The organism is Myroides albus, from assembly GCF_009711045.1.
In the GTDB taxonomy this organism is placed as follows: Bacteria; Bacteroidota; Bacteroidia; order Flavobacteriales; family Flavobacteriaceae; genus Flavobacterium; species Flavobacterium album_A.
The window spans coordinates 40,450-54,326 of record NZ_WMJX01000013.1; the positions used below are offsets into that span (position 1 = coordinate 40,450).

12 protein-coding genes are annotated in these 13,877 nt (G+C 35.8%); all 12 read left to right on the top strand.

Features of this window, described 5'->3' with window-relative positions:
- Nucleotides 1-229: 229 nt before the first annotated feature.
- From mraZ to ftsA, 12 genes are read left to right on the top strand one after another with little or no spacing between them, the layout of a single operon-like run.
- Nucleotides 230-691, top strand: a complete 462-nt coding sequence (gene mraZ, locus GJV76_RS07965; protein WP_155092097.1) for a division/cell wall cluster transcriptional repressor MraZ — start codon at nucleotides 230-232, stop codon at nucleotides 689-691.
- Nucleotides 684-1,595 carry a 16S rRNA (cytosine(1402)-N(4))-methyltransferase RsmH gene (rsmH, locus tag GJV76_RS07970; RefSeq protein WP_155092098.1) on the top strand — a complete coding sequence of 304 codons (912 nt, stop codon included), beginning with the start codon at nucleotides 684-686 and terminating at the stop codon, nucleotides 1,593-1,595. Before mraZ ends, rsmH begins: the two co-directional genes overlap by 8 nt.
- Nucleotides 1,592-1,951 carry an FtsL-like putative cell division protein gene (locus GJV76_RS07975; protein WP_155092099.1) on the top strand — a complete coding sequence of 120 codons (360 nt, stop codon included), beginning with the start codon at nucleotides 1,592-1,594 and terminating at the stop codon, nucleotides 1,949-1,951. Before rsmH ends, GJV76_RS07975 begins: the two co-directional genes overlap by 4 nt.
- Nucleotides 1,942-3,942 (top strand): penicillin-binding protein, encoded by a 2,001-nt coding sequence (locus tag GJV76_RS07980; protein ID WP_155092100.1) that lies wholly within the window; start codon nucleotides 1,942-1,944, stop codon nucleotides 3,940-3,942. Before GJV76_RS07975 ends, GJV76_RS07980 begins: the two co-directional genes overlap by 10 nt.
- Nucleotides 3,942-5,396, top strand: coding sequence for a UDP-N-acetylmuramoyl-L-alanyl-D-glutamate--2,6-diaminopimelate ligase (locus GJV76_RS07985; protein WP_160339659.1), 1,455 nt, complete (start codon nucleotides 3,942-3,944; stop codon nucleotides 5,394-5,396). The genes GJV76_RS07980 and GJV76_RS07985 overlap by 1 nt, the downstream gene beginning before the upstream one ends.
- Nucleotides 5,397-5,411: 15 nt before the next feature.
- The gene (gene mraY, locus GJV76_RS07990; RefSeq protein ID WP_155092101.1) at nucleotides 5,412-6,623 is read left to right on the top strand and encodes a phospho-N-acetylmuramoyl-pentapeptide-transferase; all 1,212 of its coding nucleotides are present in this window, start codon (nucleotides 5,412-5,414) and stop codon (nucleotides 6,621-6,623) included.
- Nucleotide 6,624: 1 nt separating this feature from the next.
- A complete protein-coding gene (gene murD / locus GJV76_RS07995; RefSeq protein ID WP_155092102.1) occupies nucleotides 6,625-7,959 on the top strand; it encodes a UDP-N-acetylmuramoyl-L-alanine--D-glutamate ligase in 1,335 nt (444 codons plus the stop codon).
- Between the two features lie 16 nt (nucleotides 7,960-7,975).
- Nucleotides 7,976-9,223, top strand: coding sequence for an FtsW/RodA/SpoVE family cell cycle protein (locus GJV76_RS08000; protein ID WP_155092103.1), 1,248 nt, complete (start codon nucleotides 7,976-7,978; stop codon nucleotides 9,221-9,223).
- Nucleotides 9,224-9,231: 8 nt separating this feature from the next.
- Nucleotides 9,232-10,320 carry an undecaprenyldiphospho-muramoylpentapeptide beta-N-acetylglucosaminyltransferase gene (gene murG, locus GJV76_RS08005; protein ID WP_155092104.1) on the top strand — a complete coding sequence of 363 codons (1,089 nt, stop codon included), beginning with the start codon at nucleotides 9,232-9,234 and terminating at the stop codon, nucleotides 10,318-10,320.
- Nucleotides 10,320-11,666 carry a UDP-N-acetylmuramate--L-alanine ligase gene (gene murC, locus GJV76_RS08010; protein ID WP_155092105.1) on the top strand — a complete coding sequence of 449 codons (1,347 nt, stop codon included), beginning with the start codon at nucleotides 10,320-10,322 and terminating at the stop codon, nucleotides 11,664-11,666. Before murG ends, murC begins: the two co-directional genes overlap by 1 nt.
- Nucleotides 11,667-11,678: 12 nt before the next feature.
- Nucleotides 11,679-12,416 (top strand): cell division protein FtsQ/DivIB, encoded by a 738-nt coding sequence (locus tag GJV76_RS08015; protein WP_160339658.1) that lies wholly within the window; start codon nucleotides 11,679-11,681, stop codon nucleotides 12,414-12,416.
- Between the two features lie 9 nt (nucleotides 12,417-12,425).
- Nucleotides 12,426-13,868, top strand: coding sequence for a cell division protein FtsA (ftsA, locus tag GJV76_RS08020; protein WP_155092106.1), 1,443 nt, complete (start codon nucleotides 12,426-12,428; stop codon nucleotides 13,866-13,868).
- The last annotated feature ends 9 nt before the right edge of the window (nucleotides 13,869-13,877 follow it).

A 13,877-nucleotide genomic window follows, 5' to 3' on the forward strand; every position in this document is an offset into this window, starting at 1 on the left:
GTGGCAGAAAACGATACTTTTTTAGGTCTGAAAAAAGCGCTTTTTTGTCGTTTTAGACTCATTCAAATTGTAGATTTTGCTAAAATATAAGTGTTTAAAATCAAGTGTTTAGTATGCTAAACCTTGAAATAGTGTAGTATTGCGAAAACTTATTAACAAAGTGGGAAAAAGTGGGAAAAAGTGGGAAAAAAAGTAGTACATTTGCTAAAATAACATTAATAGGTGTGGTTTGTCTTTTATAGTCGGAACATATGAGTGTAAAATTGATGCCAAAGGTCGTGTGTCAGTACCTGCTTCTTTGAAGAAGCAGTTGCCTGCTATGGCTGAAGGTTTCGTGTTGAAACGCTCTGTGTTTGAACCATGTTTAGAGTTATGGCCTATGGCTGAATGGAACAAGATGATGGAGAAAATCAAAAAATTAAACCCTTTTGATAAGAAAAATGATATGTTCATTCGTCGCTTTATGGCTGGTGTTAAAGAAGTGAGTATTGACGATGCAGGTCGTTTGTTAGTGGCAAAAGACTTGATCGAGTATGCCAAAATCTCGAAGGAACTTGTGTTTACTTCTAAGGTGAATATAATTGAAATTTGGGATAAAGGATTGTATGAGAATATTTTGAGTGAGGATGAAAATATTGATTTTGCAGACTTGGCTCAAGATGTAATGAGTAATATTAGTTTTGATGAATAAAGAAGATTACGGTTATCATAAGCCTGTTTTGTTACAGGAAAGTGTAGATGGATTAAATATTAAGCCTGATGGAGTGTATGTTGATGTTACGTTTGGAGGAGGAGGACACTCTCGTGAAATATTAAGTCGTTTAGGTGAGAATGGTAAACTGTATGGATTTGATCAAGATGCAGATGCCTTGGATAATGCTATTGACGATCCGAGATTTGTGTTGATCAATCAAAATTTTAGATACTTAAAACGCTATTTGCGTTTTTATGGAGAAAAGGAAGTAGATGGGATTTTAGGTGATTTAGGAGTTTCTTCACATCAGTTCGATGTTGCTGAGCGCGGTTTTTCAACGCGTTTTGATGGAGAACTGGATATGAGAATGAACCAAAAGAGTGAAATATCAGCTTATCATGTGGTGAATGATTATGAGGAGAAGGATTTGCGAAATATGTTCTATCTCTATGGAGAGTTAAAAAATGCTGGAGCGATTGCCAATACGATTGTCAAGAGTAGAGCAGAAGAGCCGATTAAGAATACTGATGATTTGAAGCGTGTGCTTGCGAGGTTTTTGCCTGCACATAAAAGCGCAAAGATTTTAGCTCAAATTTATCAAGCTATTCGAATTGAAGTGAATCAAGAAATGGATGTTCTGAGAGAGATGCTTGAGCAAAGTGCAGAAGTTTTAAAACCTGGAGGTCGCTTGAGTGTTATTTCTTATCATTCTTTAGAAGATAGATTAGTAAAGCGCTTTATGAAAAATGGAATGTTTGAGGGTGAGCCAGAGCGCGATATGTTCGGAAGATTTGAAGTTCCTTTAAAACAATTGGGGAAATTGATAATACCGACAGACGAGGAAATAAGTGTAAATAATAGAGCAAGATCAGCAAAACTAAGAGTAGCAGAAAAGAAATGAGAAAGAATCTCGTAAGTCCAATGGATGTCATCAAGGCGAAAATTCTCGTTCATGAGGATTCAGCCAAGAACTGGGCGATTATCATTTATGTGATTTGCCTTTGCTTGATATTGATTTGGAATACACAAGCTTATGAGACTAAGGTTTTTAAGGTTACTGCTCTTACGCATGAAGTGAAAATGCTCAGAGCTGAGTTTGTTGACACGAGATCAGAATTGATGGAGTTGAAGATGGAGTCAACAATCACTAAAAAGTTGGAGGATGAGGGGATATACCCATCAGAAACTCCGCCAACTAAAATTAAAGTGAATTTAGAAAGTAAGAAAGAAAGTTTTTGGAGTAGGTTATGGCATTAGAGAGGAGAGGGGTTTACTTAAGGCTTTATCTTATGTCTGCTGCAGTGATTATTGTTGCATTGTGTATCATTTATCGCTTGGTCAAGATTCAGGGGGTTGAAGGAAAGGAGCTAAGAGCTAAAGCGCAAGATAAAACTCGTGTAAAAGAAGAAGTAATTCCCGCAAATAGGGGAAATATATATTCAGCAGATGGAAGTCTTTTGGCAACATCTGTTCCGGTCTTTGAAATTCGATTTGATGGTGTAGCACCAAGTAAGGAAGATTTTGAGAAAAATCTTAAACCTCTATCTGACTCTTTAGCTGTGATGTTTGGTAAGAGTTCATCTCATTATCAAAATCTAATGAGAAAGGGTAGGGCAAATAATAGTAGGTACATCTTAATTGCTCGTGGGTTGAGTTATACTCAATTTGTAAGAGTGCGAAATTTTCCACTTTTTAATCGTGGTCCATATAAAGGAGGTTTTATTTCTTTACAAAAAACGATTAGACAACACCCTATCGGCAGGATTGCTCAACGTACTATTGGATATGAAAGGCAAAATGACGATAAGACTTTTGGTAGAGTAGGAATAGAAGGAGCATTTAGCAATTACCTTAGCGGTGTAGATGGAAGAAGAAAAATGCAGAGTATTGGAAAAGATCAATGGAAGCCAATCAACGACGAGATTGAATTAGATCCTGTTGATGGAAAAGACATTGTCTCTACAATCGATGTTTATATACAAGATATTGCACATCATGGTTTGTTGAAAGCACTTCAAGACTTTAATGCTGATCACGGTACTGTGATTGTTATGGAAGTGAAGACAGGTGCGATTCGCGCCATCTCTAATTTGGGGAGAGCGGAATCAGGAAACTATTATGAGACTATAAATTATGCTCTTGCGGAAGTTCATGAACCGGGGTCAACGTTTAAGTTAGCTTCTCTTTTGGCTTTATTGGAGAAAGGGAAAAGTGATACGGCTCGTATTTACGATACACAAGACGGTATTGTAAAGTTTTATAATGCAAGAGTGCGCGATTCGAAATGGGGTGGATATGGAAAGATATCCTTAGCAAGAGGAATAGAAGTTTCTTCCAATACGGTGATTACTCAAGCTGTGAATGAGGGGTTTCAGAATAACCCATCAGAGTTTACAGATTACCTGAGTTCATTGGGAATGGATAAACCCATAGGGGTGCCTATTCTGGGAGAAGGCTCTCCATATATACCAAAACCTGGTGCGAAAGGTTGGAGTGGGATTGCACTGCCGTGGATGGCGTTCGGATATGGACTATCTGTGACACCGATGCATACTTTGATGTTGTACAATGCTGTGGCAAATAATGGAGAAATGGTTAAACCGCAGTTTGTGTCAGAGGTTAAAGAGTTTAATCGCACGATAGTGAAGTTTGAAAAGGAAGTCGTAAATCCTCAAATAGCTTCTCCAGAGGTGATTAAGCAAGTACAAGCTGTTTTAGCAAATGTTGTTAAGAAAGGGACAGGAAGAAAATTGGATTCCAAAAACTTTTCGATGGCAGGTAAAACGGGAACAGCTCAAGTGAATTACGGAAAAGGAAAAGGGAAAGAGATGTATTATTCATCTTCATTTGCAGGATATTTTCCTGCTGATAATCCTAAGTACTCTTGTATAGTTGTAATTCATAGACCTGATCGCAGTAAGAGTTATTATGGAGCTGATGTATCCGGGCCAGTGTTTAAGAAGATTGCTCAAAAGATTTATACAGATGTTCCTATTACAACTGAACTCGAAGAAGTGAATCACGTTTCTTCAGAAATTCAGAATAGTTATGCAGACTATTTTACTAAAGTGAATGATGAGAATCAGGTAATGCCGAATGTAAAAGGGATGTATGTGATGGATGCTTTACCATTATTAGAGAATTTGGGATTGAATGTAGCAGTACATGGTATAGGAAAGATTAAAAATCAATCTATTCCAGCTGGAACAAAAATAGAAAGAGATAAGAAAGTAGTATTAGAATTATAGTGAGAAAGCTAAAAGACATATTATATAGAGTAGAAATAAAATCTGTAGTAGGTTCAACCGATCTTGCTATAGATTTCATTGCTTTTGATTCACGTAAAGTGAAAGCAGATACATTATTTGTAGCTCAAAGAGGATCTGTAGTAGATGGACATGAGTACATCAGTCAAGCTATAGCACAGGGTGCCACAGTGATTGTGTGTGAAGAGTTGCCTTCTGATATAGTTGATAATGTAACTTATGTATGTGTAGAAGACTCTGATTTGGCTTTAGCTCATATGGCCAATAATTTTTATAATGAGCCTTCATCTAAGTTACATTTAGTTGGTGTTACTGGAACAAATGGTAAAACAACTATAGCGACATTGTTGTATAATTTGTTTACCAATATTGGGTATAAGGTAGGATTGTTATCTACTGTAAAAATTATCGTTGGTAAGAAGGTTTACGAAACGACGCACACAACGCCAGATTCACTGACTATAAATTATTATATGAATGAAATGGTCGCTGAAGGTTGTGAGTATTGTTTTATGGAAGTGAGTTCTCATGGAATTGTTCAGAAACGCACAGATGCTTTGAACTTTAGAGGTGGGATTTTTACCAATTTAACACATGACCATTTAGATTATCACAAAACATTTGCAGAATATAGAAATGCTAAGAAAATCTTTTTTGATCAACTTAGTAGTAAGGCTTTTGCAGTGACCAATGTGGACGATAAAAACGGAATGTTTATGGTTCAGAATACAAAGGCAAAGTTAATTACTTACGGTCTGAAAAATGTATCAGATTACAAAGGACAGATTCTTGAGAGTCAGTTTTCTGGTATGTTAATGAAAGTAAATCAACAAGATGTATGGGTACAGTTGATAGGTGCATTTAATGCAAGTAATTTGTTAGCTGTGTTTTCTGTTGCTGTAGAATTGGGTGTTGATTTTCAAGAGGCTTTGTTGCAATTGAGTAAACTGACAAGTGTAGCAGGGCGTTTTCAATATATTGTAGGAAGAGATAATATAACGGCAATTGTCGATTATGCTCATACGCCTGACGCGCTTAAGAATGTAATAGAGACGATAAACTCTATCCGAACTTTTAATGAGAAGTTGATAACGGTAGTTGGTTGCGGAGGAAATAGAGATAAAACGAAAAGGCCAGAGATGGGACAGATAGCTTCTGAATTGAGTAGTAAAGTAATTTTCACTTCCGATAACCCAAGATTCGAAGAACCATCTGAGATTTTGGAGCAGATAGAAGCTGGTGTTGAGCCTCAGAATGCGATGAAAACAATTGTAGTAGAAGATCGCAAACAGGCTATTAAGCTTGCTTGTCAACAAGCTGTAGCTGGGGATATTATTTTAATAGCAGGTAAGGGACATGAAACTTACCAAGATGTTAAAGGAGTAAAAAGTCATTTTAATGACTTAGAGATTGTAACTGAGTTTTTGAAACAATAAGAGGAGAATAGAATTATGTTGTATTATTTATTTCAGTATTTAGATAGTATTTTGAAAATACCAGGAGCGGGAGTGTTTCAGTACATTACTTTTCGCTCAGGAATGGCAGTGATTTTTTCATTGTTGTTTTCTATCATTTACGGAAAGAGAATTATTAGATTTTTATACAGAATGCAAGTAGGAGAGACCGTTAGGGATCTTGGTCTTGAAGGACAAAAAGAGAAAGCTGGTACGCCTACTATGGGAGGAGTAATTATTATTTTAGCAACTCTTATTCCTGTATTGCTTTTTGCAAAATTAGATAATGTCTATGTCTTATTGTTGATATTAACTACCCTTTGGATGGGAGCTATTGGTTTCTTAGATGACTATATTAAAGTATTTAAGAAAGATAAAGATGGGTTAAAGGGAAGATTCAAAGTTGTAGGACAAGTAGGGTTGGGGCTAATTGTAGGTTCAGTTTTATACTTTAGTCCAAGTGTCACTGTTAGAGATACACCTGCTAATCAGGTTATCGTTGAGAGTACTGTAAGTAAGTACGATGTTAAATCGACAGCAACAACGATTCCTTTTTTCAAAGATAATGAGTTTGATTATAATATGCTGATTAGCTGGATGGGGGAAGGAGCAGAAAAGTATGCTTGGCTTGTATTCATTCCTATAGTCATTTTTATTATTACAGCAGTATCGAATGGTGCTAATCTCACCGATGGTATAGATGGCTTAGCCGCTGGTACCTCCGCAATATCCACTTTTGTGCTGGGTATTTTTGCGTTTGTATCAGGTAACGTAATATTTTCTAATTATTTGAATATTATGTATATCCCAAATTCGGGTGAAATGACTGTTTTTATATCCGCCTTTATGGGAGCTCTGATAGGATTCCTATGGTATAATACCTATCCAGCTCAAGTGTTTATGGGTGATACAGGAAGTTTGACAATAGGGGGGATTATTGCAGTTATGGCTATCGCTGTTCGTAAAGAGTTATTGATTCCAGTATTGTGTGGTATATTCTTGATTGAGAATTTATCTGTAGTGATGCAAGTATCTTATTTTAAGTATACGAAAAAGAAATATGGTGAAGGAAGAAGGATTTTCTTAATGTCTCCTTTACACCACCATTTTCAAAAGAAAGGATATCACGAAAGTAAGATTGTTACTCGTTTCTGGATTATAGCCATATTATTGGGCGTATTTTGTTTAGTATCACTAAAACTGAGATAAGATGAAGAAGATTGCAATTTTAGGAGCAGGAGAAAGTGGTGTAGGTACGGCTATTTTAGCATTGCAAAAGGGATATAGTGTTTTTGTTTCCGATTTTGGGACAATAAAAGATAATTATAAAGAAGCATTGACAAATGCTGGTATTTGTTGGGAAGAGAATGGGCATACAGAAGCGGAGATTTTAGATGCTGATGTAGTTGTAAAAAGTCCAGGTATTCCTGATAAAGCACCAATCATTAAGAAATTAGTTGATAAGGGTGTAAAGATCATTTCTGAAATTGAATTTGCATATCATTTCAATTCAGAATTATCAATAGCTATCACAGGAAGTAATGGAAAGACAACAACGACAATGTTGACTTACAAATTGCTTAAGGATGGGGGGTTAGATATCGGTATAGCTGGTAACATTGGTGACAGTTATGCTGGTCAAGTTGCAAGTAATCCTGAGAAATGCTATGTGCTTGAGTTAAGTAGTTTTCAGTTAGACGGAATAGTAGAATTTAGACCAAATATTGCTGTACTAACTAATCTAAGTCCAGATCACCTGGATCGATATGATTATAAGTACTCGAATTACATTGATTCTAAGTTTAGAATCACTATGAATCAAACGGCTGAAGATTATTTTATTTATGATTATGACGATGAGGAAATTCAACAGTGGTTGAAAACTCATACAATAAAAGCTAAGGCATTGCCTTTCTCATTGTATAAAAAATTAGATGAGGGGGCTTATGTTGAGGATAAAAATATTGTTGTGACTATGAATAAAGAAACAATTGTATTGCCAATTGAAGATTTAGGAATTGAGGGATTGCATAATGTGAAAAATGCAATGGCAGCAACTACTATTGCTCAATTAAAGAGAATTCGAAAGGATAAGATTAGAGAAAGTCTTTCTGATTTCCAAGGGGTAGAGCATAGACTTGAAAAAGTCTTGAAAGTAGATAATGTTCAATATATTAATGATTCAAAAGCGACTAATATCAATGCTACTTTCTTTGCTTTGGAAAGTATGAAGACACCAACAGTGTGGATAGTAGGTGGTGTTGATAAAGGGAATGACTATCACGAGTTAATGCCTTTGGTTCGCGAAAAGGTGAAAAGTATTGTTTGTTTAGGGCTTGATAATACCAAAATACGCGATGCTTATCAGAATGTAGTAGAATCATTTGTAGAGGTTCAAACGATGAATGACGCTGTGAAAGTGGCACAAAGTTTAGCAGAAAGTGGCGATGCAGTATTGTTGTCACCTGCTTGTGCAAGTTTTGATTTGTTTGAGAACTACGAGGATAGAGGAAGACAGTTTAAAGATGAAGTACATAATTTATAAAGTAAGTATATAAACAATGAAGTGGTTGTACGCACATTTATACGGAGATAAAACGATTTGGGCATTAGTTATTCTATTGGCCTGTTTCTCTATTATGCCTGTATATAGTGCGAGTACAAATTTAGTTTATACTGTAGGAACTGGTGAAAAGACGATTTATTATTTGATCAAGCACTTTGTACACATCAGTGTAGGTCTAATTTTTATGTGGTTGGTTCACCGTGTAGATTATCGCTATTTTAAGCTTGTAGGTTTTGTAGGAATACCTGTCGTGGTACTATTGTTAATCTACACGTTGACAAAGGGAACAATGATAGGCGGAGCAAATGCCAGTAGATGGGTTAGTGTGCTGGGTGTTCAGTTTCAACCTTCTTCTATAGCAGCAATTGTATTGACCGTTTATGTCGCTCAATATTTAGTAAAGATAAAGGACAAGACAGTTGATTTTGTTTCTTCTTTATGGGAGTTGTGGTTGCCAGTGGGATTAATCGTATTGCTAATTTTACCAGCAAACTTTTCTACGGCTGCAATTATTTCGCTTGTAGTTTTTACAGTTGCACTTATAGGCAAGTATCCGTTAAAGTACTTAGCTATTATCTGTTCTGCGGCAGTATTGTTTATTGGGATCTTTATGATTACGGCAAAGGCTTTTCCAGGTTTATTTCCCAATCGAGTGGATACTTGGATTAGTAGAATTGACAGATTCGCCAATTCAGACGATTCTACCAAAGACTTGTACCAAGTACAAAATGCAAAAATAGCAATTGCCTCAGGTGGATTGTTTGGCTTAGGGCCAGGTAAAAGTGTTCAGAAGAACTTTTTGCCACAATCTTCATCAGATTTCATTTACGCTATTATAGTTGAGGAATATGGTGTCGTTTTTGGAGTGTTTTTGCTCTTTGTATATATGTCGTTGTTCTTTCGTTTTTTGATTGCGATACACAGGGCTCCCACAGTATTTGGTCAACTCCTGGTGGTCGGATTAGGATTTTTTCTAATCTATCAGACGTTGATTAATATTGGAGTTGCAGTTTCGTTTTTACCGACAACGGGTCAACCCTTACCTCTTATTAGTAGTGGAGGGACATCTATATGGATGACATGTGTAGCTTTAGGTATTATCCTTAGTGTTACAAAAAGTGAAAGAGAAATTCAGGAACGCGAAATGGAGAAGAGTGATGCAGAGAAGCGTGAAGAAGAAGAATTGAATAGAATTCAATTAGAAAAAGAACAAATTTTAGAACAAGAGTTAAAAGAAAATTAGATTATAATATGAGTCATGCACCTCGGTTTATATTGAGTGGAGGAGGAACGGGAGGACATATATACCCAGCCTTAGCAATTGCAAATGAATTGAAGAGTCGATTTGCTAATGCTGAGATATTGTTTGTGGGTGCAGAAGGTCGTATGGAGATGCAGAAAATACCACAGGCTGGGTATGCTATCGAAGGATTGTGGATCTCTGGCTTGAAAAGGGAGTTATCGTTAGATAACTTATCATTTCCTTTTAAAGTAATTAGCAGTCTGCTTAAATCGAGAAAGATCATAAAAAGGTTTAAGCCAGATGTTGTGATTGGGACAGGGGGATACGCAAGTGGAGCTGTTGTAAAGGTAGCTGCAGATATGGGAATCCCAACTGTTGTACAAGAGCAGAATTCTTTTCCTGGTATTACTAACAAGTTATTAGGAAAGAAAGCAAAGGCTATTTGTGTGGCATATGATAACCTTGAAGCGTTTTTTCCAAAAGATAAGCTGGTCAAGACAGGTAATCCCGTTAGACAGGATTTACTGGTATTAAGCGATAAGGCTGAAGCTAAAGCCTCTTTCAAATTGGATGTAAGTAAGAAAACACTTTTAGTGTTAGGAGGAAGCTTAGGGGCGAGAAGGATAAATCAATTAGTTGAAAGTAATCTTGGCTTATTCGAAGAAATGGAGCTTGAGGTTATTTGGCAATGTGGTAAGTTATATTACGAAGAATACAAGAAATACAACAGTAGTAGGGTAAAAGTATTAGCGTTTGTAGATAGAATGGATTATGCTTTTGCATCAGCTGATATTGTAGTTTCGCGAGCTGGAGCTTCTTCAGTTTCTGAATTAGCAATAGTAGGAAAACCAGTCATATTTGTGCCTTCTCCTAATGTGGCAGAAGATCACCAAACTAAGAATGCTTTAAGTATTGTAGAACGCGGTGGTGCGCTAATGGTTAAAGAAAGTGAGTTGGATACTTTTCCGGATTTGTTTAAATCCGTGTTAAGTGACGATAGTCGTATGCAAGAATTGGGAGATAACTTTAAAAAGTTAGCCTTGCCAAATGCAACAAAAGATATTGTAGATCAAATAGTAGCTTTAATTAAAAAGTAATGAAAGTAATTGATAAAATAAAGAGTGTATATTTTATAGGGATTGGTGGTATTGGAATGAGTGCCCTTGCTCGTTATTTTAAATTCTTAGGTAAGAATGTCGCTGGATACGATAAAACGCCAACACAACTTACTAGAGAGTTAGAGGAAGTTGGTATTGAAATACATTATGAAGACAATATTGCTTTTATTGGAGAGGAGTATAAAGATATTGATAGTACAGTTGTTGTTATTACCCCTGCGGTACCTACATCTCATACAGAATGGATGTATTTTCAACAAGCTGGATTTGAAATTTTAAAGAGATCTGAGGTACTTGGTATCATCACAAAAGATACTTACTGTTTCGCTGTTGCTGGTACGCATGGTAAAACAACAACAACAAGTATTCTTGGACATTTACTTTATCAAGCTGGAGTAGATGTTACTGCTTTTGTAGGAGGAGTTGTTGAAAACTACCAGACTAATTTGATTGGTTCGGGTAAAACGGTTACAGTAGTGGAAGCAGATGAGTTTGATCGTTCATTTTTAAGATTGAGTCCCAATATCGCTTGTATCAATTCTACCGAAGCTGATCACTTAGATATTTTTGGAACAGCTGATGAGATGTTGATTTCTTTTAAGGAATTTGCTGCAAAAGTTGAGGATAAGAATTTGCTGTTTGTTCATGAAGATGTTGATTTAGATGGAGTGAAAGTTGGTTTTGGGGCAGATAGTAGCTTTCAGGTAAAGAATATTAGAATCGATAATGGTTGGTATATATTCGATATAGTGACGCCAAAAGAGACTGTGTCAGATGTTAGATTTGGATTACCAGGACATCACAATTTGACAAATGCATTAACAGCTTTTGCTATGGCATATGTGTATGGTGTAAATGTTAGTGATTTAGTGAATGCTTTGGAGACATTTAAGGGAGTGAGAAGAAGATTTTCTTATAAGATTCGCAATGAGAAGTTGATATTTATTGACGATTACGCTCATCATCCAACGGAGATTAAAGCAGTTAGTCAAGCAGTTCATGAGATGTATGGGGATAAGAAAATATTAGCAATCTTTCAACCTCATTTGTATAGTCGAACAAGAGATTTTATGGAAGAGTTCGGCGAGGCATTGTCAACTTTTGAGAATGTAGTTTTGTTGGATATTTACCCAGCACGTGAATTGCCTATAGAGGGAGTAACATCTGATAAACTATTAGAACTAATTAAGTCGAATAGTAAATGTTTGGTTGAAAAAAGCAGATTGATCAGCTATATAAAAGATTTTAACCCAGAGGTGGTACTGACTATTGGTGCTGGAGATATAGGTGAAATGATTAATGATATAAAATTGGAATTAGAATAAAATATAATAAGTGTGAAAAAGTTATTTAAGAGAATAAAGTGGGTTGATGTTCGCATATTGTTAGTGTGCGCTATTGCCTTTGTTGTTTATTCTTTTAGTAATAAAAAGAGCGAAGATAAAGAGATTAGTGGTATAGAAGTTTTTTTCAAAGGTGAGGATTATCATTTTGTAACAGGAGCAGATATTCGCAGTATGGTTGAAAAAAGTTTACCAAACACTTCCAGAGTTAATAGATCTATAGTAGATTTGAAGAAAGTGGAAGATGAAGTCTTAAGTAATGAGCTAATTAAGAATGCAGAAGTGTATCTATCTATAGATGGAAAGTTATATGTAGATGTGTGGCAGAAGGAAGCAGTTGGACGTTATTTTGAGAATGGTAAGAGTTACTATATCGATAATACTGGAAGGAGTATGCCTATCTCTCACAATTTTTCACAACGAGTACCTATGATTGATGGTCGTATTACGGAAAACAATCGCGGGGATTTATTAAAAATGTTGAAGTTGATTAATGAAAGTGAGTTTTTAAAGCAGGATTTAACTGGAATTATTATACGGGGAGATGAAACCTTAATGTTAAAGAGTAGAACTAATGATTATAGTATTTCTTTTGGAACATTTGATGAAATGGAAAAGAAATTGAATAATTATACGGCCTTTGTGAAGTATTGTACAGAAGGCAAGTTAGACACAAAACAGTATAAGAGTATAAATCTTAGATTTACTCAACAAGTAGTATGTAGTAAATAGAAAATGACTATGAAAAATGAAAATATAGCTGTAGGATTAGACATTGGAACAACTAAGATTGTTGCAATGGTTGGAAAGAAAAACGAATATGGCAAGCTTGAAATTCTTGGATTAGGGAAGGCAAAAAGCTTAGGTGTGAAAAGGGGTGTAGTTAATAATATTACACAGACGATACAATCTATTCAGCATGCAGTTAAAGAAGCAGAGGCAGAAGCAGAATGTAGAATTAAGAAAGTTGTAGTTGGTATTGCAGGACAACATATTCGCAGTATCCAGCACAGCGATTACATAAGCCGTGAAAATCCTGATGAAGTAATAGGGGATAAAGACATTGAAAAGTTAATTGGACAGGTTCAGAAATTGAATATGTTACCTGGAGAAGAAATTATTCATGTATTACCTCAAGAATTTAAGATTGACGGAGAACCTGGAATTAAAGAACCAATAGGTATGTATGGAAGTAGATTGGAAGCTACTTTTCACGTGGTTGTTGGGCAGGCTGCTCTCATAAAGAACGCAGGAAGATGTATTAAAGATGCAGGATTAGAATTGTCAGGCATTACTTTAGAACCTTTGGCATCAGCTGAAGCTGTTTTGAGTCAAGAAGAGAAGGAGGCTGGTGTTGCTATTATTGATATAGGTGGTGGTACAACAGACTTGGCGATCTTTAAAGATGGAATAATTCGCCATACAGCTGTAGTTCCTTTCGGAGGGAACGTGATTACGGAAGATATCAAGGAAGGATGTTCTATCATTGAAAGACAAGCCGAGACATTGAAGGTTCGTTTTGGATCTGCTTGGCCGGGTGAAAATAAAGACAACGAGATTGTTTCTATTCCTGGTTTGAGAGGTAAAGAGCCAAAAGAGATTTCACTGAAGAATTTGTCTAAGATTATTCACGCTCGAGTGGATGAGATTATTCAATTGGTGTTTTCTGAAATTAAGACCTATGGATACGAAAACCCACAGAAGAAGTTAATTGCAGGAATTGTATTAACAGGTGGTGGTTCTGAATTGAAACATATAAAACAGTTAGTAGAATATATTACTGGAATAGATACTCGTATTGGTTATCCAAATGAGCATTTAGCGGGTGATTCAAGTCCTGAAATCTCAAGTCCATTATATGCAACAGCAGTGGGATTAGTGATGGAAAGTGATAAGAATCAAATAAAAGGAGCTGTTCCTTTTGAAGAGATTATAGCTTACGAAAAATTGCAAGAAGAAGAAAAGAAAATTATTGAACAGAAAGTTGTAGAGAATAACCCTATTTCACCATCAGTATCTGAAGAAGTGAAAAGTGAAAAAAGCGAACGCGTTCACATCAATTTAGAAAAAGATGAGGAAGTAGAAACTGAAAAAGAAGTTACAACAACTGTAGATAAATTTGAGAAAAGCTTTTTAGGTAGTTTTGTAAGAAAGATTAGAGATTATATTGAAAAGCAAGAATAAAAACGATAC

Bases quoted from the DNA above. Each gene is read 5' to 3' on its own strand.
- rsmH (WP_155092098.1), top strand. From the start codon at position 684: ATGAATAAAGAAGATTACGGTTATCATAAGCCTGTTTTGTTACAGGAA.
- GJV76_RS07975 (WP_155092099.1), top strand. From the start codon at position 1,592: ATGAGAAAGAATCTCGTAAGTCCAATGGATGTCATCAAGGCGAAAATT.
- GJV76_RS07980 (WP_155092100.1), top strand. From the start codon at position 1,942: ATGGCATTAGAGAGGAGAGGGGTTTACTTAAGGCTTTATCTTATGTCT.
- mraY (WP_155092101.1), top strand. From the start codon at position 5,412: ATGTTGTATTATTTATTTCAGTATTTAGATAGTATTTTGAAAATACCA.
- murD (WP_155092102.1), top strand. From the start codon at position 6,625: ATGAAGAAGATTGCAATTTTAGGAGCAGGAGAAAGTGGTGTAGGTACG.
- GJV76_RS08000 (WP_155092103.1), top strand. From the start codon at position 7,976: ATGAAGTGGTTGTACGCACATTTATACGGAGATAAAACGATTTGGGCA.
- murG (WP_155092104.1), top strand. From the start codon at position 9,232: ATGAGTCATGCACCTCGGTTTATATTGAGTGGAGGAGGAACGGGAGGA.
- murC (WP_155092105.1), top strand. From the start codon at position 10,320: ATGAAAGTAATTGATAAAATAAAGAGTGTATATTTTATAGGGATTGGT.
- ftsA (WP_155092106.1), top strand. From the start codon at position 12,426: ATGAAAAATGAAAATATAGCTGTAGGATTAGACATTGGAACAACTAAG.